The organism is Sulfuriferula sp., assembly GCF_054605375.1.
The window spans coordinates 106612-128531 of the sequence record NZ_JBTSEG010000005.1; the positions used below are offsets into that span (position 1 = coordinate 106612).

Below are 21920 nucleotides of genomic sequence, written 5' to 3' on the forward strand. Positions count from 1 at the left end.
ATCAGCTTGATGCCCGCGTGTACAGGCTGGGGGATCCCACGCAAGCACCGATGCAAACATCGCATTCACCGGATCTAACTTGTCACCAGATCGCCTTTGGCAGACAAAAAGCCAATATCGAATACCGGACAAGGCTGAGTTGCCGCATAATGGTGCGTATAAAAATACGGGAAATAGCCTGAAAGATGATCCTGGATCTTCACACCATGATGTTAATGATCTCCATGCTGACCCTGCTGCTGGCAGGACTGCTGGCATTGGCAGGATTGCATGCAGGCAATATTCGGGGAGTGCGGCTGTGGGCGCTGGCGAGCTTGTGCTATAGCCTTGCCAGCTTTATCACCTTCGCGGGTTTGACATCGACCAGCAGCGGCTGGCTGATCGTGCTGGGGGTTGTATTGGTGATGACCGCCAATGGATTGCAATTGTGCGGCATCCAGGCATTCAAGGGAGAACGCATCCGCTGGCGCATGCCCTTGCTGATTGCGACAGCCGCTCTGGCCTTGAGCATCTGGTTTACCATCATTGATCACAATGCCGATGCGCGTGCCATCACCAACTCATTGGCATTCGCCCTGATCAACCTGCTCTGCGCGCGGGCCCTGCTCATCCGTATCGAACAACCCTTGCGTACCGCCTACTGGTTTACCGGCATATCCTTTGTGGTCATGGCAGCGGCGGCACTGACCCGGGCGGCAACGATCCATCTGGTCCCAGCCGGTACTTTTGCAGGCCTGTACTCGCAGATTCCCCTCGTGCCGACACGCTTTCTTTTCCTCAGCCTGATCCTGATGTGCGTGACATTCGGCTTCATCCTGATGCTGAACTATCGGCTCATTACCAACATGCAAGCCATTGCATTGCGCGATGGTTTGACCGGCGCACTCAACCGGCGCAGCCTGGAAGAAGAGGCCATCCGCCTGCAGGCACGCTGTACCCGCAACGGTAATACGCTGGCGATCATGATGATTGATGTGGACCACTTCAAATTAATCAACGATCACAGCGGCCATCAGGTAGGCGACCAGGTACTGCAACGCCTGGCCGCTGTCGCGCAGGCATCCATTCGCCGCGACGATTACTTTGCACGCTATGGCGGCGAAGAATTCTGCATCCTGCTGCCCGACACCACCGAAGAAAAAGCCGAAGTATTAGCCGATCGCCTGCGCGAGGCTTATGCGGCTTTGACGATGGAGTTCGGTGGTGCAGTCCTGCAAAGCACCATCAGCATCGGCGTGGCAGATTCCAACCATGTTGGCCTGGAATTCAGCGCACTCGTCACTGCTGCAGACCAGGCGCTGTACCACGCCAAACAGGCAGGCCGCAATCGCGTGGTGGCCCACTCGGTGCTAGAGAATAACGTGCAGACGCAGGGGATGGTTACCGCTTGAATGAAGGAGTCGGCTCATTGCGGTCAGTCATGCCAACCACAATGAAGGTCCGCATTTCGGTGCGGATTCAACCGGTGGAACCCTCTGGGGGATTGCCAAAGTTCGCTTTCCGAAACCATAATCCAATGCCCGCTCTGTGCCCCCTAAGCCGCCCTTGATTAACGCTTTTAATATCGAATTTAGTGATAGATTTCCATTGTGGCTTCTGTCCGTATTATTAATACATATACGGACAGGCAAAGAAGTCACAATCCCATACTTCGCGACCCGTGCCGCCCTGAGACCTGCGACCAAAGTCGCTTGAACCGGAGAACTAATTGCACCGAGCCGGAATATTCAAGTCGAGCGTACTAATCGATGTCGTCAACTATGCTGGTTTGCCGCTGTTAGCGATCTACGGCTTCTCGATGTTTGCCTACCCATGGATATCCGGCAGTGGAAGCTGGCAACATGTACAAGCCGTCTGGGACAGGTGGCAAAGCCTAAATGCCGCTGCAATTGCCTTCGTGGCAAGCCTGGTTGCATTCAATATCTCAAAGTTCAACGAAAGCCGTCAGCGCGAGCGTGATTTCGTAGCGGCCAAGGCATTCTTGCCTTCCACCTTCAGTGGTTTGATGGAGTACTGCTCTCGCTCCGCACGCATCTATTCGGCTCTGTGGGAACGGGACGGTAAGACGCCGCTTGTCTTCGAGCATCCAGACCTGCCACAGGGTTACAGAGAGGTCTTCAGCAACTGCATTCGCCATGCAGATCCCTCAGTCGGTTCCTACCTCTCGAACATCCTGGTGCGATTGCAGGTTCACGACGCCCGTCTGCGGGACGCAATAGGCGAAACGACAAAAGGGCTTGATCGCGTGGTCGGCAAACACACGCTGATCGCATATGTATTGCGACTAGGCGAACTCTACGCCCTGATGGGCAATCTGTTTGGCTTTGCTCGAGGAGAAGAATCGTTCCAAGCAAAAAGCCTGACTTGGGAAGACTTCCGTAACGCTTACTCGATCCTTGACCTTGAAGTCGACGAATTTGTCATTGACGAGAGCATGAATCTGCAGGCCTTTACGAAGCGGTGGATTGAACGAGCCAAAAGCCAGACGGCTGCAGGCGAAAAGTGACGCCCAACCCTTCCATCGAGGGGATGCCCAAAATGCTGCAATCGCCGATATTGCGGAGCGCAAAAGCGTCGAGGCTGTATTTAATGGTATGACGCAGGGGATCACCTTGTAATTACTGCCGGTGGTTTGCACGTGGGCAAGCTGGCTGATTCCGATCCGAATCAATTACTCGTCGAGATCCAACACAGAGTCTATGTTGATGTCCATTTTTAAATTGCCCACCGGCTGTTTTGGCCGAGGAGCAGATTTTCGGGGTTATCACTCTGACTGACCATTCCTGGCACATCAAAATTATTCCTGATACCTATTCAATCAAGTACTTCAACCCTCTACCAGTACCCCATCTGCCAGTTGCAGCACACGCTGCATGCGCCCGGCCAGATCGGGGTCGTGGGTGACCACCAGAAAGCTGGTGCCGTGTTGCTGGTTCAGTTCCAGCATCAGTTCCTGAATGCCTTCGGCGGTATGGCGATCAAGGTTGCCGGTCGGCTCGTCTGCCAGCACGCAGGCGGGTTGCGTCACCAGTGCGCGGGCAATGGCGGCACGCTGGCGTTCGCCGCCGGAGAGTTCGCCGGGGGTATGGTCGAGGCGGTGCGCGAGACCCACCTCCTTGAGCACCTTGGCGGCGCGCTCGTGCGCTTCGGCAGTGGGTATGCGCCGGATCAGCAGCGGCATGGCGACGTTATTCAGGGCGGTAAATTCGGGCAGCAGATGATGAAACTGGTAGACGAAGCCGAGCGATTCATTACGCAGTTTGCCGCGCTCGGTTTCGCCCAGATGCTGAATGTCGCGTCCCATGATTTCCACGCTGCCGCTGCTGGCGTCATCCAGACCGCCCAGCAGGTGCAGCAGAGTGGATTTGCCGGAGCCTGATGCGCCCATGATGGCGATCCGCTCGCCTGCTTCCACGATCAGGTTGACGCCCGTCAGTACGCGCACTTCCTGGCGGCCCTGACGATAGGTTTTTTTCAGGTCGCGGCAGGCGATCACCTGCTTATTCATAGCGCAAAGCCTCCGCCGGATTGGTGCGCGATGCACGCCAGCTTGGATAGATGGTCGCCAGCCAGGAGAGCACCAGCGACACGATGCCTATCACCCATACGTCGTGCCATTCCAGCCGAGAGGGCAACTCGCTGATCTGATACACATCGGACGACAGGAAATGCACACCGAACGTGCGTTCGATGAATGGCACCACGGTGCCGATATTGAGTGCCAGCAATACCCCCGAGAGCAATCCCATGGCGGTGCCGATCAAACCGATGATCGCGCCCTGCACCATGAAAATTTTCATGATACTGGCCGGCGACGCGCCCAGCGTGCGCAGGATGGCGATATCCGGCTGCTTGTCGGTGACCACCATCACCAGCGTGGAAACGATATTGAACGCGGCGACCGCCACGATCAGCAGCAGGATGATGAACATCACGCGCTTTTCCATCTGCACTGCGCTGAAGAAACTGGTGTGCGACTGGGTCCAGTCGCGGATGGAATAATCGCCATCCAACATGCTGGAGAGCTTTCTGGCCACTTCCGGCGCCCGGTCCAGATCGTCCAGTTTCAGGCGCAGGCCGGAGACATGGTCGCCGGTGCGGAACAGCTTCTGCGCATCCTGCAGATTGATCAACGCCAGGCCGGAGTCGTATTCGTACATGCCAATCTGGAAAATACCGACCACCTTGAACTGTTTCAGCCGCGGTATCATGCCTGCCGGGGTGATCTGCCCCTGCGGGGTGATCACTGTCACCTTATCGCCCAGTTGCGCCCCGAGTATGCGCGCCAGGTCGGCACCCAGCACGATTCCCCACTCGCCGGGACGCAGCGCAGAAAGACTGCCCACGCGCATCTTGTGGCCGATATCGGTCACGCTGTCTTCCTGATCCGGCAGGATGCCGCGCACCACCGCGCCCTGCACAGCCTGATCGTAGGCCAGCAGGCCCTGGCCCATCACATAGGGGGCAGTGGCGATCACCTCCGGTTCCTTGCGGCTTTCGGCGGCAACCTTTTGCCAGTCGCCCAAAGTATTGTCGAAACCGCTGATCTCGATATGCGCGACGACGCCCAGGATGCGGCTGCGCAGTTCGCCCTGAAAACCGTTCATGACGGACAGCACGACAATCAGCGCAGCCACACCCAGCGCGATGCCCAGCATGGAAATCAGCGAAATGAAGGAAATGAAATGATTGCGACGCTTGGCGCGGGTATAGCGCAAGCCGATGTAGAGTTCGTATGGGCGCACTGGAGATTTGAGTTGAATTTGCTGCCAGCAGTTTGCCACAGGCGCACGTCTGCCGCCAGAAAATCGCGCATGTTGTGAATGACAGGGGGCCTGAATGATAAACTGCAGCGATGATCATCACTCTGCTTATTCCCGATTTGATCGCGCCGCCCGAGATGCGCGATGCCGCTTTGGACAAGCTTGCCCTGCCCGCCCTGCAAACCCTGCTGGCGCGTGCCAACAAAACGACTGTATCGGCTGAAGGCGGACTGGATGGCTGGCTGTGCCGTGCTTTCGGCGTGGATAAGCAGCAGGATTGGCCGATTGCTCCTGTCACGCTGCAAGCCGATGGCGGCAATGCTGGCAGCGATTACTGGCTGCGTGCCGATCCTGTCCACCTGCGGGCCACGCGCGACAAACTCATGCTGGTGGACAGCGGCGCGTTCCAGATCAATCAGGCCGAAGCGGAAACCTACGCCCAGGCATTCAATGCGCACTTCGATGAAGAAGGCTTCATCCTCTACCCGCTGCGCCCGGATCGCTGGTACCTGAAACTGGATCGGCCGCCTACCCTCACCACCCAGCCACTCACTGCGGTAACCGGCAAGCATGTCGACCCCTACTTGCCGCGGGGAAAAGATGGCCTCAAATGGCATCGCCTGTACAACGAAATCCAGATGCTGTTTTTCAGCCTGCCACTGAACGACGCGCGTGAAATGCGTGGGGAGTTGACGGTAAACAGCATCTGGCTGTGGGGCGGCGGTACATGCCCTCAAATCGCAGCGGCAAGAATGACCGTCTTGGCGAATGACTCCACGGCCCGCGCGATCGCCTTTGCTGCCGCCTGCCCCAACGATACCGTGCCACAGGACGCCAACACATTGGCCGGTAGTATGGACGACACCCTGGTGTTGCTGGAACACTTGCGTGGCGCAGCGCAATACGGCGATATCATTGGCTGGCGCGAAGGCATGCAGCAATTGGAAACCGACTGGTTTGCGCCACTGGTGAAGATGCTGAAATCCGGCAAAATTGCCGAACTGCGCATCATTGCACCGGGCGTAACGGAGAATACGGAATGGCGGGTAACGCGCAGCGGCCTGCTTAAATTCTGGAAACGCGCCAGCCTTGCAAGCTTGCTACGATGAATATTTTTAACTATCCAGCCATCGCTGGATCTGCTCGACGCATACCATTATGAAAATACCCAAAAGACTTGAACCACTGATTGAAGATGGCCTGATCGATGGCGTGATCCGCCAGCTGATGAGCGGTAAGGAGGCCATGGTCTTTGTCGTTCAATGCGGCGGCGAAGTGCGCTGCGCCAAGGTATACAAGGAAGCTAACAAACGCAGCTTCCGCCAGGCCGTTGATTACACCGAAAACCGCAAAACCAAAAACAGCAGACAGGCGCGTGCCATGGCGAAAGGCACACGCTACGGGCGCAAGGCCCAGGAAGAAGCCTGGCAAAACGCCGAAGTCGATGCCCTGTATCGCCTTGCCGGCGCGGGGGTGCGTGTACCCAAGCCGTACAATTTCCACGAAGGCGTACTGCTGATGGAGCTGGTGACCGACGCGCACGGCGACGCCGCCCCTCGGCTCAACGATATGGAATTCACTGCGGAACAGGCCCTCGCCCACCATCATGCATTGATGATGGAGGTAGTGCGCATGCTGTGCGCCGGGATCATCCATGGCGACTTGTCCGAATACAACATCCTGATCGGTGTGGACGGCCCGGTCATTATCGACTTGCCCCAGGCGGTGGATGCCGCGGGCAACAACCACGCCAGCAGCATGCTGGAGCGCGATGTCGGCAACCTGACCAGCTACTTTGGCCAGTACGCACCGGTGCTGCTCGATACCAACTACGGCAAGGAAATCTGGGCACTGTTCGAGCACGGCGAGCTGCATCCGGAGGTCGTTCTCACCGGTCATTTCGAACGCAGTACCGACGCCGTTGATCTGGATAGTGTGATGCGTGAAATTGATGATGCGCGCGCTGAAGATGCGGCACGGCGATTGCGAAAACTGGCTGCGGAATAAGTTCTCGATGCTACGTGTGAATCGCCACAAAACAGGCTGCTTTACGCCGCGCCAAAATTATCTTGCATGAATCGGTTGTCGAGACTTCCCGCATCAGCCTACAATCAAGTCAGGCAGCAAAATCCACTCCAGAGGTGCTTGTGTCGGAAGCCAAAATCAGTTCAAAAGACCTATATAAACAGTTGCGTGAAAGCATCATCAATTTCGAGCTTTATCCCGGTACACGGGTAACCGAATCTGAACTGGCTGCTCAATATGGTGTAAGCCGCACCCCGATTCGCGGGGCATTGCAGCGGCTTGAGACAGAGGGCTATTTACGCATCCTGCCAAAGCAGGGGTGCTTTATCCGCAATCTCGATATCGCAGAACTCGCGCATTACTATCAGGTTCGCATCACACTGGAAATGCTGTCGCTACAGCTGGCCGCCGAATTCATGTCCACAGCCGATCTGGAAAAACTGGCCCGGTCCTGGGACCCTGCCCGGCAGGAGGAACGCAGCAATGACGCGGAAGAAATGGAAGCCCGCGATGAATCTTTTCACATGACACTGGCGGAAGGCAGCGGAAACATCGCCTTGAAGCATTATCTGGAAGATATTAACGGGCGCATCCGTGCAGTCCGGCGCCTCGACTTTACCGACGCTACGCGCATCGACCGCACCTACGAAGAGCATTACCAGATTTGCCAGCAATTGCTCCAGCGCGACCTGACTGAAGCGCAAAGACTGATGAAAGCGCACATCAGCTACAGTGAGAATTTTGTCAAGAACCTCACCCTGACCCAGCTCGAGCGTGCACGTCGCGGCGGCAACCGCAACCGCTCAACGTAATCGCGCTACGCAGGTTCGATCACAACCAGCGCATCTCCCGCAGTAACCTGTTTGCCGGCACGGCAATGCAAAGCGCACACTGTCCCGTCGACCGGCGAATAAACGGAAAACTCCATTTTCATTGCCTCGACAATCAGCAGCGGATCACCGGCCTTGACCACGGAACCCGCTTCAATCAGCAACTTCCAGATACTGCCGCTGATATCCGATGCCACGATATGGCCGCTGCTGTCCTCGATGAGCGGTGCCTTATCCGCCTCCTCGATATGCGCACCATCTGTCTCGTAAGTTTGCCAGTGCGCAATTTCTGTGTTGAAAGCAGCCTGCTGCTGCACCCGGAAATCGGCGATGCTTTCCGCATTGTCGTGCAGGAATGCATCGTATTGAGCGAGGTCAAACACGGCGTCTTCAATGCGGATGTTGGCCCGCCCTTCGCGGAAATCCTCACGTAGCTGATTTAGCTCCGTTTCACTCACCGGGTAATAGCGCACCTGATCGAAGAAACGCAACAGCCACGGCGCACCCTGTTCGAATTGCGAATTTTTCAGAAACTTGTTCCAGATCGGCAGGGTGCGTCCGATCAGCTGGTAGCCGCCGGGCGAATCCATGCCGTAGATGCACATGTAGACGCCACCGATGCCGACCGTGCCTTCGGCCGTGTAGGTGCGTGCCGGGTTGTATTTGGAAGTGAGCAGGCGATGGCGTGGATCGATCGGGACCGCACACGGCGCACCCAGGTACACATCACCCAGCCCCAGCACCATATAACTGGTATTGAACACGATATCGCGCACCGCATCCTGACTGGCGAGGCCGTTGATACGGCGAATGAATTCAACATTACTCGGTAGCCATGGCGCGCTGTCCTTGACTGATTGCCGATAGCGCGCCACCGCATCCAGCGTGGCGCTATCTTCAAACGCCAGCGGCAGATGCACGATCCGGCTGGGTACGCGCATGCTTCCGGCAGGTGGCAATTGTGCTTCTAGCGCGCACAGCGTATCGAGCAATGCAGTCTGATGCAGGATGCGGCTGTCGTAATGGATCTGCAGCGAGCGCACGCCCGGTGACAACTCCAGAATGCCGTCTACCGGATGGGTCTTGAGTGCCTCCATCAATGCATGGATACGCAACCGCGAATGCAAATCGAGTACATTGGCGCCGTACTCCATCAGGATGTATTTATCCCCGGCCTGGCGATAAGCCACCGTCGGCTGTTCACCCTGCGCAGGCAATTCACGCAACACACAAGCCGATACGGTGCCGGCCAGCAGCAAGGTGGGCAGTTTGACATTCGGCAAGGCAGGCATGGGAGTAAGTGCCTCGATTGCCTGATCCTGGGCACGCTCCAGTGTCAGCGCGTCATCAAAACCCAGCGGGCGGAAACGGATACGATCGCCCGGTTTCACCTGACCGACTTTCCACAACTCGGCACGGGCAATCGTGGCCGGGCACACAAAGCCGCCCAGGCTGGGGCCGTCGCGCGTCAGAATCACCGGCATGTCGCCGGTAAAATTAATGCTGCCGATCGCATACTCGCAATCGTGAATATTGGACGGATGCAAACCCGCCTCGCCGCCATCGCTGCGCGCCCAGGTGGGCTTGGGCCCATTCAGGCGGATACCCAGGCGATTGGAGTTGTAATGCACTTCCCAGGCGGTGGAGAAAAACATCTCGATCGCGTCATCGGTAAAAAAATCCGGTGCGCCGTGCGGACCATACAGCACGCCGATTTCCCAATCCTGGCTGTATTCGGGTATCAATGCTGCGGGTGCTGCCGACTCGGCATAGCATGGTGCGGGCGTTGTACAGGCAGGCAATTCCGGGCGGCTGACTGCCAGCATGTCGCCGACCCTGAGCGGTCGTCCGCCATGGCCGCCAAACTGCCCCAGCGCAAAGGTCGAGCGGCTGCCCAGATACACCGGCACATCCAGCCCGCCACGCACCGCAAAATACGTGCGGCAACCGCTCAATACTTTGCCGATCACCAATTTTTGGCCACTTTTAACCTTGATCTCCTGCCAGAATGCGACCGGTTTGCCGTCCAGGGTTGCGGCCGTCGGTGCACCGCTCAAAGCGATAGTTGCCGCACAATGGAATTTGAGCGTCGCTCCCTGAATCGTGCATTCCAGCGCGGCGGCACCGGGATGATTACCGACGATGCGGTTAGCCAGACGAAACGCATAATCATCCATCGGGCCGGACGGCGGCACTCCGATATCCCAGTAGCCGATTCGTCCCGGATAATCCTGTACCGTGGAATAGGTACCGGCCTCGACCACCTCGATCACCGACGGCTGGAAACGGAATCCTTCCAGTGCTGTGGTCGAGACATTGCCGCTGACAAACACCGGTGACGCCACCACCTGGCGCAGGTAATCCAGGTTGGTGGCGATCCCCGCAATGTTTGTGGCGTCGAGGGCTTCAATCAGTTTCGCCAATGCCGCCTCGCGGTTGTCGCCATAAGCAATCAGCTTGGCCAGCATCGGATCATAATGCGCAGAGACTTCCACCCCGGTGGACACCCAGGTGTCCACGCGCACGTCATCCGGGAACACCACCTCGGTCAGCACGCCCGGGGAAGGCTGAAAATTTTTCACCGGGTCTTCGGCATAAATGCGCACTTCGATGGCCGCACCCTGCGGCACGACAGGCACATCCAGCGCAGGTGGCTCGCCTGCTGCGGTGCTGACCATCCACGCTATCAGATCGATGCCGGTAACCGCTTCGGTAATCGGATGCTCAACCTGCAAGCGCGTGTTGACCTCCAGAAAATAGAACGCGTCGCGTGCTGCGTCGTAGATGAATTCGATTGTCCCGGCAGAACGATAGTTGACCGCCTTGCCCAGCCTAACTGCGGCCGCGAGTAATTGAGCACGCGTGGCCGGCGGCAAGTTTGGTGCCGGCGTTTCTTCCACGACTTTCTGGTTGCGGCGCTGCAGCGAGCAGTCACGCTCTCCCAATGCGGCTACGTTGCCTTGGCCATCGCCGAAAATCTGCACTTCGACGTGACGCGCATTTTCCACAAAACGTTCCAGAAACACGCTGCCATCGCTGAAGAAATTTTTCCCGAGGCGCTGCACCGATTCAAATGCGGCCACCAGTTCGGCTGCATTGTTGCACCGGCTCAGGCCGATGCCGCCTCCACCCGCCGTGCTCTTCAGCATCACCGGGTAGCCCAGCCGCGCGGCAGCGTGTGTGGCCTCGGCCAGATCGGCGAGCAGTCCGGTACCCGGCGTCAGCGAAACGCCCGCCGCACCGGCAATTTCACGCGCGGTGTGCTTGAGGCCGAACTGACGCATCTGCTCCGGTGTAGGCCCGATAAACACCAGCCCGGCAGCCTCGCACGCCTCGGCAAAATCAGCATTCTCGGATAGAAATCCGTAGCCGGGAATAATGGCCTGCGCCCCGGTGGCCCGCGCTGCCTCGATTATTTTGTCGCCGCACAGATAGCTCTCGGCCGGGCTGTTTCCGCCCAGTGCAACCGCCTCATCGGCATCGACCACATGGCACGCATTGCGATCGGCATCGGAGTAAACCGCGATACTGCGCACACCCATTTTTTTCAGGGTGCGGATGGTACGGACAGCGATTTCGCCCCGATTGGCAACTAGTACGGTATGAAACATTGGCAACCTCGATTAATTATTCAATTGCGCCAGATATGCGCGCCAGCCGCCCAGCGCGGTGATTTCGGTCGCGCCCAGCAACGCCCACGATTCGCAGATGAATCCCTTGATCACGCTGCCATCCTGCAACTCCAGGCTACCAATACCCAGTGGTGCGGGCACTTCTGCGACAAATGCGCCAAACCCTCCGGTCGGCACATCCCAGACTTCCACTTCGATTGCACTGCCATTTTGCGCATCACGTACCAGCCCGGGTTTGGGCGGTGCGGTATTGGGCAAGGCATACAGACGATAGCAAGATGCTGTCTGCGTGCGCTCCACAAATTGTGCGTGACACGTCGTGAGTTGATGATTCAGGGGCATACCGGTCAAATGCGCGCCGACCACAGCAAGACGAATATATCCAGGGGCGGGAGCAACTGGCCCGGTCGACACAGTACATTCAGCGGGAGACTCGCGCCCCGTTGCGCCCAGTGTCCAGGGTGCATGGCGCTGCCAGCGCCGGGCAAAATCCAGCAAGGCGCGATCACGCCATGCCGGCGCAATCAGCGTCACGCCAAATGGCAAACCATCGCTGCGCCAGCCTGCAGGCAACGCCAGCGCAGCACAATCACCCAGATTGACGAAATTGGTATAAACACCGAGTTGACTGTTAACGGCTATCGGTTCTGCTTCCACCGCTGCCAACGTTGGCACAGTCGGTGCGCTGGGTACCAGTAGCGCATCAAAATCCGTCAGCACGATATCCAGTGCACGCTTGAGTTCGGCGCGGCGGTACTCAGCCTTGAACGTATCGACCGCATTGTAGCGTGCTGCCCGTTCGATAATATCTCGCACGACCGGATGCATATCTGCCGCATGATCTGTAATGAATTCGGCAATGGCAGCATAGCGCTCGGCCACCCATGGACCCTCATAGAGCAGAGCTGCCAGCGCCTGCATCGGACTGAAATCTATCGGTTCCAAGGTGACACCCATTTCGCGCATTTGCGCCAGAGCCGCCATATAGGCTGCGGCCTGTACCTCATCGCCGCAAAAATCCGGCTGTTGTGGAATGGCGAAACGCGGCGTTTTATCCATGCGTACGGCCACTTGATCCGGCACACTGTGGCGCGAATAAGGATCCAGCGCATCGAAGCCGCCAATTACATCAAGCACACTGCCGGCATCCTCCACGGTCAAAGCAAACACAGAGACGCAATCCAGCGTGCGGCAAGCCGGCAAGACACCCGTATTGCTGACCAGTCCGCGCGTGGGCTTTAACCCCACCAGATTATTGAAAGCGGCAGGCACGCGCCCGGATCCGGCGGTATCTGTACCCAACGCGAAGGGAACACTGCCACGCGCCACCACCGAGGCAGAACCCGAACTGGAGCCGCCACCGATATATGCCGGATTAAAAGGATTGGTCACTACGCCATAAGGCGAACGCACCCCCACCAGCCCGGTGGCGAACTGATCCAGATTGGTTTTGCCAAGCAAAATCGCGCCCGCCGCGCGCAAACGCGCCACGACAGTCGCATCGTGTTCAGTCACATGAGCAAAAGCCGGACACGCCGCCGTGGTCGGCAATCCGGCCACATCCATGTTGTCCTTGATCGCGAATGGAATGCCATACAACGGCAGGCGACAACGCTTGCCGTTCATCTTTTCCAGCGCAGCGGCCAGTGCTTCCAGTTGCTGCTTAAGCGTGGCGCTATCCACAATCATGATCCAGGCCGGATCGTCATGTTGCAAACCTGCCAGTAGCTCCCCAAGCAGCTTGGCTGGATCAGCCTGATCCTGAAGATAGGCAGCGCGCCACTGGCTGATGGTCCATCCCATGGTTGGCATCTCGTGTGCGTTTATTTGCATGTTTTGACCAGACATATCGATTTATTGATTCAGTATTGATTGATTAAATTGACAGATAGCTGCGCACGTTATCTGCATCCATGTTTTTCCCTTCGCCGTGCTTGATGATTTCACCACGCACCATGACCAGATACTGATCCGCCAGATCACGGGCAAAATCGTAATATTGCTCAACCAGCAAAATCGCCATTTCCCTTTCTCCGGACAATCGCCGGATAGCGCGTTCGATATCCTTGATGATGGAGGGCTGTATGCCTTCGGTGGGCTCATCCAGAATCAATATTTTCGGGCGCATGGCAAGCGCACGGCCAATCGAGAGCTGTTGCTGCTGTCCGCCGGACAGATCACCGCCACGCCGGTGCAGCATGTCTTTCAGGACCGGGAATAATTCAAAAATAAGCGGCGGTAATTTTTCCCGGGCCGGCAGACCGGCCAGTCCCATCTGCAAATTTTCGGCTACCGTCAGGCGCGGAAATATCTCGCGTCCCTGCGGCACGTAACCGATACCCAGTTGTGCACGCGCATGCGGCGGCAAGCGGGTAATGTCGCGCCCGTCAAACTGGATCTGGCCGGAACGCGCGGGCAGCAAACCTATCAGGCATTTCAGTAGCGTGGTCTTGCCCACCCCATTGCGCCCCAGCAGACAAGTGACGCGCCCGGCTTCCAGCGTAAATCCGACATCTCGCAGAATGTGCGAGCCACCGTAGTATTGATTGAGTTGTTCGACTTTAAACATTAGCGTCCCAGATAAACCTCGATCACACGTTCGTTGTTTTGCACCTGATCCAGGCTGCCCTCGGCCAGCACACTGCCTTCGTGCAGCACTGTCACTTTTTTGGCGATCTGCCCAATGAATGCCATGTCATGTTCAACGACCATAAGGGAGTGTTTACCGGCCAGTGACAGGAACAATTCGGCCGTACGGTCAGTTTCTTCATCGGTCATACCCGCCACCGGTTCATCCAGCAGCAGCAATTTGGGACGCTGGATCAGCAGCATGCCGATTTCCAGCCATTGTTTCTGACCGTGCGAGAGCAGTCCGGCTGGGCGATCTGCGCTATCCTGAAGGCGAATCAGCTTGAGCGTGTCCGAGATACGATCGCGTGATTCGTTATCCAGCCTGGCGAACAAGGTCGCCCACACGCCACGATCCGCCTGCATGGCCAGTTCCAGATTTTCGAACACACTGTGCTGCTCGAACACGGTCGGCTTCTGGAATTTTCGGCCTATGCCGCTTTGCACTATTTTTGCTTCGTTCATTTTGGTCAGATCCATGGTCTGGCCGAAGAATGCCGTGCCGCTGTCTGCCCGGGTTTTGCCGGTGATCACATCCATCATGGTGGTCTTGCCGGCACCATTAGGCCCGATGATGCAACGCAACTCGCCGTTGTCTATGGTCAGACTGAGTTGATTGAGCGCCCGGAAACCATCGAAGCTGACGGTGATATCGTCGAGATACAACACCGGACCATGGCTGGCATCCAGTTCACCCGGTTGCACAAAGTGGGCGAGCCCGGTCAATGCTCCACCGTCCTGTGTCTCGTTGTTTTCAGTGACTGAGGTATTCATTTCCAGCCACTTGTTATTTTGCGTCGCAATGCACTCAGCAACCCCATCAGCCCGTGCGGCAGATAAAGCGTCACGACAATAAAAATCGCACCCAGGAAAAACAGCCAGTAGTTGGGGAAACTCACCGTGAAATAGCTTTTTGCGGCATTCACCAGTACCGCGCCGAGGATCGGCCCGATCAGCGTGGCGCGCCCGCCCACCGCAGTCCAGATGGCAATTTCTATCGAGTTGGCGGGTGCCATTTCACTCGGATTGATAATGCCTACCTGAGGCACATACAGCGCCCCGGCGATGCCGCACAGAACGGCTGACAGCGTCCAGATGAAGAGCTTGTAGCTGACCGGGTTATAACCGCAAAACATGACACGCGATTCGGCATCGCGGATGGCCGCGAGCACCCGTCCATATTTGGAGGTGACGATATAACGCCCCAGCAGCAGCGCGCCCAACAATATCAGCCCGGTCAGCATATAAATGGCAACGCGGGTTTCCGGCGCGGTGATGGAATAACCCAGTACGCGCTTGAAATCGGTAAAGCCGTTGTTGCCGCCAAAGCCGGTTTCATTGCGGAAAAACAGCAGCATCGCCGCAAATGTCAGCGCCTGGGTGATGATGGATAGATAGACGCCCTTGATGCGCGAACGGAACGCGAAGAAACCGAACATCAATGCCAGCAGCCCAGGCACCAGGATCACCAGTAGCAGGCTATACGCGAAATGCTCGGTCCCGTGCCAGAACCAGGGCAGCGTTTTCCAGTCGAGAAACACCATGAAGTCCGGCACGCTGGCATGGTAAACGCCATCCGCACCAATGCCGCGCATCAGATACATGCCGAACGCATAACCGCCCAGCGCAAAAAATACTCCGTGGCCGAGCGAAAGAATGCCGGCGTAGCCCCACACCATATCCATGGCCAGCGCCACGATGGCATAGCACATGATCTTGCCGATCAGGGTGATGGCATAACTGGACACATACAGTGAGCTATGTTTGTCCACGCCCAGATGCAATATGGGCAAAACCACCAGCAGCCCGATTGCCAGCAAGCCCATTGCCAGCCATACCGAGTTGGAAAAGTAACGATAGGAATTTGTCATGTCTCAATCCACCGACCGGCCCTTAAGGGCGAACAGACCCTGCGGGCGTTTTTGTATGAACAGGATGATGAACACCAGCACGACGATTTTCGCGATCACCGCGCCCGACCAGGATTCCAGCAGCTTGTTGACGATACCCAGTCCCAGCGCAGCGTAAACCGTACCGGCGATCTGCCCGACACCGCCGAGCACGACCACCATGAACGAATCCACGATATAGCCCTGCCCCATGTCCGGTCCCACGTTGCTGATTTGCGATAGCGCCACGCCGCCCAGTCCGGCAATGCCTGCACCCAGCCCAAACGCCAGCGTATCCACCGTGCCGGTGGGCACGCCCAGCGCACCGGCCATGGCACGATTTTGCGTCACGGCGCGCATGAACAAACCCAGCCGGGTACGCGACAGCAGGAAACTCATGAAGATCAAAACCGCAATGGAAAAACCCAAAATGATGATGCGGTTCCATGGCAGCACCACGTCCTGGATGATTTCGATCCCGCCGGATAACCAGCCCGGATTGGCCACATCGACGTTTTGTGCGCCGAAGCTGACGCGTGCCAGCTGGATCAGGATCAGGCTGATACCCCAGGTCGCCAGCAAGGTTTCCAGGGGCCGCCCATACAGGCGGCGGATCACCAGCCGCTCCATCACCATCCCTACCCCGGCCGCAGCCAGAAATGCAATGGGCAGTGCAGCCAGTACATACCAGTCGAAATGCTGAGGGAGATGCGTCTTAAACCAGCCCTGCACGAAATAGGTGGCATAGGCCCCCACCATCAGCAACTCGCCATGCGCCATATTGATGACGCCCATCACGCCATAGGTAATTGCCAGACCGAGTGCGGCGAGTAACAGCACACTGCCCAGGCTTAGACCGGAAAACAGGCTGGCAGCCGCGCGTGCCAGGCTGACGCGTAGATCAATACTTTTCAATGCCTGCTGCGCCGCAGCGCGCACCACCGGGCTGGCCTCGTTGTATTGGCCATTGTTCTGGATAAGCATGTCAGCCAGCTTGGTACGCACTTCCGGATTATTGGTCGCACCGAGTATCTTGACCGCCGCCAGACGCTCTGCTTCATTCGTACTGGCTATCTGGATGCTGGCCTGTGCCAGCAGCAAATCCTGACGGATTTCTGCATTGGTCTCCTTCGCCAGGGCTTGTTGCATCAGCGGCAACTGCTCGGGTCGCGGATCCTGCTTCACATCGCGCGCTGCTTTAAGGCGCGTCGCAAGGTCGGAAGAAAAAAGCCTGAATGCAGACAAAGCGCCTTCAACTGCCCCTCTCAGCCGGTTATTCACAATGATGGATTCGGCGCTATCCGGTACCGGACCCAAAGCTTGCAGCGTGGCGGCGTCAAGCGCCTGATCATCGCGCACGATAAGCAAGCGCCCGTGATCCTGATACAGCGCATCATCGGTCATGGCGCTGAGTACGGCTTGCGCCTCAGGGCTGGGATGGCTGGTCAGGTATTTCACCACGGCCACTTTGGCATCATTGTCATCGGCCGCCAGCTTGCTCAGCTGGCTTGCATCAAGTGCAGCATGTGCAGGCCAGCTCAACAAGGCAAGCAGGACGCAACACAGGTAGATGGCACTACGTGTCATATACAAACTTTCGGAATGAATGCCGCGAGAACGAATTCTCGCGGGGAGCATTGCGTGGTATCACCCACACTCGATTACAACTTTTGTTTGCCCTCATTGCCCGCGATGTACGGACTCCATGGCTGCGCACGGATGGTTGTTGGTGTTTTCCACACCACATTGAATTGCCCGTCTGCGCGGATTTCGCCGATCATGACCGGCTTGTGCAGATGGTGGTTGGTCTTGTCCATTTCCAGCGTGAATCCGGACGGCGCCTTGAATGTCTGCCCAGACATGGCGATGCGCACTTTGTCCACCGCATCGGAATGGGCTTTTTCGACTGCCTGTTTCCACATATGGATGCCCACATAAGTGGCTTCCATCGGGTCGTCGGTAACCGGAAAATCCTTCAGGCCCTTCTTCTTGACGTAATCCTTCCACATCTTGACGAAGGCAATATTGACCGGCGATTTGACCGACTCAAAGTAATTCCACGCGGCCAGATGACCCACCAGCGGTTTGGCATCCATGCCCGCCAGTTCCTGTTCCGCAACCGAGAAAGCCATGACCGGAACATCCGTGGCCTTCAGCCCCTGGTTGCCAAGTTCCTTGTAGAACGGCACATTGGAATCGCCATTGATGGTGGAGATCACCGTGGTCTTGCCGCCGCCGGCAAATTTCTTGATGTTGGCTACGATGGTCTGGTAATCGCTGTGGCCGAACGGGGTGTACACCTCCGCAATATCGGCTTCTTTCACGCCTTTGGATTTGAGAAACGCGCGCAGGATTTTATTGGTCGTACGCGGATAGACATAATCCGTGCCGAGCAGGAAGAAACGTTTGGCGCCGCCGCCATCCTTGCTCATCAGGTATTCCACCGCCGGGATGGCCTGCTGGTTGGGCGCCGCACCGGTGTAAAACACATTCTGCGACAACTCTTCGCCTTCGTACTGCACCGGATAAAACAACAGCCCGTTGAGCTCTTCGAATACCGGCAGCACCGATTTGCGCGAAACGGAAGTCCAGCAGCCGAACACCACCGCAACCTTGTCCTTGGTGAGTAACTGACGTGCCTTTTCTGCAAACAGCGGCCAGTTGGAAGCCGGATCGACCACCACAGGCTCAATCATGCGCCCCAGCACACCACCGCTGGCATTGATCTGCTCAACGGTCATCAAAACCACATCCTTGAGCGCGCTCTCCGAGATCGCCATGGTGCCGGATAGCGAATGCAACACCCCTATTTTGATGGGAGATTTGTCAGCCGCAAATGCGAAGTGATTACCTGCCAGCAACGTACCTGCCGTGATCGCACCCATGGTGCCTAAAAACTTGCGACGTTGATTGTCCATCCTGCTATCTCCTTAAAGTTGGCAACTTGATTTTTACTGCATCGCATACACAGCATGTTTGGGGTTCTAATGCCCATCGCCTTGATGGTCCCTGAGCTATGCTGCCCAACTAATTAGCAAGTAAGGTGCCAATCTCAATTTAATTCAGGTTATTGATTCAATCTATTGAATGTTATGTGATTTATATACGATTTATATTCCTGCGCAGGATGCGCCTGACATCCATCACGCCCATGAATGATGCATCCATGGGTGATCTCGCACCAATGTAGTGCTACGTTGTATACAACAAAAGATGACATTCCTAGGCTTGGAACGATAGGCTGGGTATGAACAGAAAGTTTGGAACAGGAGCGAGTAAACGTGCGGCAGGAAAGTAGTACCTCGCTGTAGATTCAGTGCATACGATTTGTATAATTGGTTAAGTAAACTCGCCGTACTTCAATGGTGGCTACAGCTGTGTACTGAACATCGCAGAAGTGCCAAAGACAAACCTTCGCAAAATTTTATGTTTTTTATTTTATTGTAAGGTGTATAACTTGTGGCTTTATCCGACAGTATCTATACATGACAACCGAGCCAAAAACAAAATTTCCGAATGGCACCAAGCCCGTTAAGTCCTTGACCAAAGTGTTGATTCAAAGCGAGCGCGTCAGGGACATGGTGGAAGAAGCTGCCGTAGAGTTGTCATCGGTCAATATGGTTCTCAAGCAAGAGCTCGCAGAGCGAGGCTCACAGCCCGAGGTTGAAAATGCCATTCACAAAAGCGAGACTGTTGAAATTAAAGTGGAAAAAGCTGCCGAAGAGTTGTCGGTCGTGAATCAGGCATTAGAAAATGAGGTCAATGAGCGGCACTTGCTAGAACATCAATTGGCCGCCGCTGAAAAGCAGGAAAAAGCGGCTCGCCATGTCTCCTTTCACGATCCTTTAACGGGTCTGCCGAACCGAGTGCTGTTTAATGATCGGCTAGAACATGGTTTGGCGCAGGCAAAACGGCATAACTGGGCACTGGCTGTGATGTTCATGGATCTGAATGGTTTCAAAGGCATCAATGATACGTATGGACATGACACTGGCGACAGCGTATTACGAATCATATCGCAGCGGCTCAAGGACAATACGCGTGTTGACGACACCGTCTGCCGTCACGGCGGAGATGAGTTTTTGTACGTGCTAATGGAGGTTCGTGATGAACGAGATATCACTTTGATCACGCAAAATATCCTTAAGGTGATTCAAGAGCCATGTGATGTCGGTGGACTTGAACTCATTTTAAGCGCCAGTATCGGGATCTCGATTTTTCCGAAAGATGGTACCACTGCGGATAGTTTGATCAAAAAAGCAGACAAAGCGATGTACGTCGCTAAAAACACGAAATCCGGATATGCATTTGCACAATAATTCCACTTTATTGCAGTTCTGAAAACGCGTCCTAAAATTCTCTTGGGGGGTATCCGCGATTTTGTGTAAACGGGAAATTGTTTAAAGCTGCGGCATGCGCTCATCGAACATGATCGCGAACCGATTTAACACCGCTTTCCAGTTCTGAATCGGCATTGTCCATTTCTTGCTGATGTTGCGCAGTGCCAGATAATACAGCTTGATCAAGGCATCGTCATTGGGTGTCAAACAGCGTGCAAAACTTTCCAGATTAGGGGTGGAAACAGCGTCCAATAGTTTCCACCCCAGTATGTAATCATCCGGCGTTTTGAGCCGGGGGTATCTGGAGTGTTTTATATGCGGGGTATCAGGGTGTCGAGAAGCGCGAAGAGCATCTGGAAACGCCGGTTAACTGGCATGTCGCGATGCGTCCCGGTAAACGTCGTGCCCTGGACAAATCACCCGAGGGCGAACAGCAGGAATGGCTGGAACAGGCCCGTGCCAGCATTCGTGCCAAAGTCGAGCATCCGTTCCACGTAGTGAAGAATCTGTTTCGTCATCGCAAGACGCGCTATCGGGGACTGGCCAAAAACGCGGCGCAGTTGTTCTCGCTGTTTGGCCTGGCGAATCTGATGCTGGCGCGCCGATGGTTGCTTAACCCTCAGGGGAAAGTTGCGTCCTGAAAATGGGAAATGAGCAGAAAATCGCACAAAACGCACTGCACTGATCGAAAAGCAAACCAGCTTGCTGGCTGGCTTCGTCAATATCCCGCAGATTTCTCGGGAGCGGTGAATTGTTCAGCGTCTCCCTAAAACCTACTTTGACGGAACTTTAGTTAAAACAGAGACGATGCCCAACAATCAGGGCTCGATTATTTGGGCAGTCATGGAAGATGCGCAGGCTGGTATGCTCCAAGCGTACGGCAAAAAAACAGAGTGACCACGGCGTTACCTTCAGCTTACCCGTAACTTTACCTGAAGCATTCAGTGACGGCTCAGTGAGTGTTCATTGATTGATGGCTTGCATGATGCTAGCACGGGGCAAGAATGATGCTGAAATCAGATCAAGCCTTGTCGCCGGGTAAGTATAGCGGTAAGAACGCCAGACACATTAAAAACAATAATTATTTATTATCAATATGTTGCATGTTATATCTGGCGGAGAGGGCGGGACTGTAATCCACCTGGAGAGACAACCCGCTACCAGCCTGCAACCCAGCGAATATAAGCCTTTCAGGTTTTGCATAGGTGTGGTAAGTTGGTGGGGTAAGACACTCCCTCCCCTCCTTTAGGATTGCCATGTCAAACAAACCAGTTCAGCGCAAGGGTCTCCCCGGATACTACGCCACCCTTGAGATACCCAAGGCAGTGCGCCCCGCCTTCAACAATAAGCGCCGCTTCATGCAATCCCTGGAGACCCAATCCCTTACCCTGGCAACTCGGAGGCTTCCTATCCTGATTGCTCAATGGCGGGTAGAGATTGAGAAGGCACGAGGAACCACTACACCAGCAGCGAACCTTGAGTGGGAGTTCCTGGCCTGGAAGAAGGCCCTGGAGAACGAGACCGACGAGGACAACCGAGAGGCCCTTGAAGGCTACATCGTGAGCAAGCTGGACGCGCTGGAAGATGCCAAAGGCGAACGGGTAGCACAGGAAGCCGCGGGGGTAGTGTTTGGCAATGATGTATTGCTGGCGTCAGAGCTGGGGCCGTGGCTGGCCTCAATCACCCAGAGCCTGTAAATAATTCTGTGTAACTGCCCCGCGTTTAAATATGTCCTTGAAGTCGATCCTCGAAGGCGATAATAAATCGGCTCATTGCATTGCGCCAGTTCTGGATGGGCATGGTCCATTTTTTT

General features: G+C 55.9%; 16 protein-coding genes and 2 pseudogenes. 8 read left to right on the plus strand and 10 right to left on the minus strand.

Annotated features, from left to right (window positions below; genetic code table 11):
* Positions 1-206 precede the first annotated feature (206 nt).
* Both ACYCZJ_RS05100 and ACYCZJ_RS05105 read left to right on the plus strand, forming a co-directional pair.
* The gene (locus ACYCZJ_RS05100; protein WP_461553137.1) at positions 207-1391 is read left to right on the plus strand and encodes a GGDEF domain-containing protein; all 1185 of its coding nucleotides are present in this window, start codon (positions 207-209) and stop codon (positions 1389-1391) included.
* 317 nt (positions 1392-1708) lie between these two features.
* Entirely contained in the window at positions 1709-2506 is a 798-nt protein-coding gene (locus ACYCZJ_RS05105; protein ID WP_461553138.1) for a hypothetical protein, read from the plus strand.
* A gap of 321 nt (positions 2507-2827) precedes the next feature.
* On the opposite strand, the gene lolD is transcribed toward ACYCZJ_RS05105, so the two are convergent.
* A complete protein-coding gene (lolD, locus tag ACYCZJ_RS05110) occupies positions 2828-3508 on the minus strand; it encodes a lipoprotein-releasing ABC transporter ATP-binding protein LolD (protein ID WP_461553139.1) in 681 nt (226 codons plus the stop codon).
* The gene (locus ACYCZJ_RS05115; protein ID WP_461553140.1) at positions 3501-4745 is read right to left on the minus strand and encodes a lipoprotein-releasing ABC transporter permease subunit; all 1245 of its coding nucleotides are present in this window, start codon (positions 4743-4745) and stop codon (positions 3501-3503) included. Before ACYCZJ_RS05115 ends, lolD begins: the two co-directional genes overlap by 8 nt.
* A 110-nt stretch (positions 4746-4855) precedes the next feature.
* Here ACYCZJ_RS05115 and ACYCZJ_RS05120 point away from each other — a divergent pair, with 110 nt between their 5' ends.
* The 3 genes from ACYCZJ_RS05120 (at position 4856) to ACYCZJ_RS05130 (ending at position 7600) form a co-directional block, all read left to right on the plus strand.
* Entirely contained in the window at positions 4856-5872 is a 1017-nt protein-coding gene (locus tag ACYCZJ_RS05120) for a phosphoglycerate mutase (protein WP_461553141.1), read from the plus strand.
* A 49-nt stretch (positions 5873-5921) separates the two neighbouring features.
* Positions 5922-6770, plus strand: coding sequence for a PA4780 family RIO1-like protein kinase (locus ACYCZJ_RS05125; RefSeq protein WP_461553142.1), 849 nt, complete (start codon positions 5922-5924; stop codon positions 6768-6770).
* Between the two features lie 140 nt (positions 6771-6910).
* A complete protein-coding gene (locus ACYCZJ_RS05130) occupies positions 6911-7600 on the plus strand; it encodes a GntR family transcriptional regulator (protein WP_461553143.1) in 690 nt (229 codons plus the stop codon).
* Positions 7601-7605: 5 nt separating this feature from the next.
* On the opposite strand, the gene uca is transcribed toward ACYCZJ_RS05130, so the two are convergent.
* From uca to urtA, 7 genes are all read right to left on the minus strand, one after another.
* The gene (gene uca, locus ACYCZJ_RS05135; protein ID WP_461553144.1) at positions 7606-11229 is read right to left on the minus strand and encodes an urea carboxylase; all 3624 of its coding nucleotides are present in this window, start codon (positions 11227-11229) and stop codon (positions 7606-7608) included.
* A gap of 12 nt (positions 11230-11241) precedes the next feature.
* Positions 11242-13053 (minus strand): allophanate hydrolase, encoded by a 1812-nt coding sequence (gene atzF / locus ACYCZJ_RS05140; protein WP_461553145.1) that lies wholly within the window; start codon positions 13051-13053, stop codon positions 11242-11244.
* Positions 13054-13126: 73 nt separating this feature from the next.
* A complete protein-coding gene (urtE, locus tag ACYCZJ_RS05145; RefSeq protein ID WP_461553146.1) occupies positions 13127-13819 on the minus strand; it encodes an urea ABC transporter ATP-binding subunit UrtE in 693 nt (230 codons plus the stop codon).
* The gene (gene urtD, locus ACYCZJ_RS05150) at positions 13819-14652 is read right to left on the minus strand and encodes an urea ABC transporter ATP-binding protein UrtD (protein ID WP_461553147.1); all 834 of its coding nucleotides are present in this window, start codon (positions 14650-14652) and stop codon (positions 13819-13821) included. The genes urtE and urtD overlap by 1 nt, the downstream gene beginning before the upstream one ends.
* Positions 14649-15749, minus strand: a complete 1101-nt coding sequence (gene urtC / locus ACYCZJ_RS05155; protein ID WP_461553148.1) for an urea ABC transporter permease subunit UrtC — start codon at positions 15747-15749, stop codon at positions 14649-14651. Before urtC ends, urtD begins: the two co-directional genes overlap by 4 nt.
* A 3-nt stretch (positions 15750-15752) precedes the next feature.
* A complete protein-coding gene (gene urtB, locus ACYCZJ_RS05160; RefSeq protein WP_461553149.1) occupies positions 15753-17354 on the minus strand; it encodes an urea ABC transporter permease subunit UrtB in 1602 nt (533 codons plus the stop codon).
* A 74-nt stretch (positions 17355-17428) separates the two neighbouring features.
* Positions 17429-18685, minus strand: coding sequence for an urea ABC transporter substrate-binding protein (gene urtA, locus ACYCZJ_RS05165; protein ID WP_461553150.1), 1257 nt, complete (start codon positions 18683-18685; stop codon positions 17429-17431).
* Positions 18686-19252: 567 nt separating this feature from the next.
* On the opposite strand from urtA, the gene ACYCZJ_RS05170 reads away from it, so the two are divergent.
* Positions 19253-20086: a diguanylate cyclase domain-containing protein gene (locus ACYCZJ_RS05170; RefSeq protein ID WP_461553151.1), complete on the plus strand. Its 834-nt coding sequence runs from the start codon at positions 19253-19255 to the stop codon at positions 20084-20086.
* Positions 20087-20167: 81 nt separating this feature from the next.
* On the opposite strand, the pseudogene ACYCZJ_RS05175 reads toward ACYCZJ_RS05170, so the two are convergent.
* A pseudogene (locus tag ACYCZJ_RS05175) lies at positions 20168-20308 on the minus strand (IS256 family transposase); the annotation flags it as partial.
* 116 nt (positions 20309-20424) lie between these two features.
* On the opposite strand from ACYCZJ_RS05175, the pseudogene ACYCZJ_RS05180 reads away from it, so the two are divergent.
* Together ACYCZJ_RS05180 and ACYCZJ_RS05185 are read left to right on the plus strand one after the other, a co-directional pair.
* A pseudogene (locus tag ACYCZJ_RS05180) lies at positions 20425-20748 on the plus strand (transposase); the annotation flags it as partial.
* Positions 20749-21363: 615 nt separating this feature from the next.
* Positions 21364-21804 (plus strand): DUF6538 domain-containing protein, encoded by a 441-nt coding sequence (locus ACYCZJ_RS05185; protein ID WP_461553152.1) that lies wholly within the window; start codon positions 21364-21366, stop codon positions 21802-21804.
* Positions 21805-21920: the final 116 nt, after the last annotated feature.

Excerpts from the sequence above, each read along its gene's own strand:
- urtC (WP_461553148.1), bottom strand. The coding sequence starts at position 15,749 with ATGACAAATTCCTATCGTTACTTTTCCAACTCGGTATGGCTGGCAATG.
- urtA (WP_461553150.1), bottom strand. The coding sequence starts at position 18,685 with ATGGACAATCAACGTCGCAAGTTTTTAGGCACCATGGGTGCGATCACG.
- uca (WP_461553144.1), bottom strand. The coding sequence starts at position 11,229 with ATGTTTCATACCGTACTAGTTGCCAATCGGGGCGAAATCGCTGTCCGT.
- ACYCZJ_RS05185 (WP_461553152.1), top strand. The coding sequence starts at position 21,364 with ATGTCAAACAAACCAGTTCAGCGCAAGGGTCTCCCCGGATACTACGCC.
- ACYCZJ_RS05100 (WP_461553137.1), top strand. The coding sequence starts at position 207 with ATGATGTTAATGATCTCCATGCTGACCCTGCTGCTGGCAGGACTGCTG.
- ACYCZJ_RS05170 (WP_461553151.1), top strand. The coding sequence starts at position 19,253 with ATGACAACCGAGCCAAAAACAAAATTTCCGAATGGCACCAAGCCCGTT.
- ACYCZJ_RS05120 (WP_461553141.1), top strand. The coding sequence starts at position 4,856 with ATGATCATCACTCTGCTTATTCCCGATTTGATCGCGCCGCCCGAGATG.
- lolD (WP_461553139.1), bottom strand. The coding sequence starts at position 3,508 with ATGAATAAGCAGGTGATCGCCTGCCGCGACCTGAAAAAAACCTATCGT.
- urtE (WP_461553146.1), bottom strand. The coding sequence starts at position 13,819 with ATGTTTAAAGTCGAACAACTCAATCAATACTACGGTGGCTCGCACATT.
- atzF (WP_461553145.1), bottom strand. The coding sequence starts at position 13,053 with ATGGGATGGACCATCAGCCAGTGGCGCGCTGCCTATCTTCAGGATCAG.
- urtD (WP_461553147.1), bottom strand. The coding sequence starts at position 14,652 with ATGAATACCTCAGTCACTGAAAACAACGAGACACAGGACGGTGGAGCA.
- ACYCZJ_RS05125 (WP_461553142.1), top strand. The coding sequence starts at position 5,922 with ATGAAAATACCCAAAAGACTTGAACCACTGATTGAAGATGGCCTGATC.
- urtB (WP_461553149.1), bottom strand. The coding sequence starts at position 17,354 with ATGACACGTAGTGCCATCTACCTGTGTTGCGTCCTGCTTGCCTTGTTG.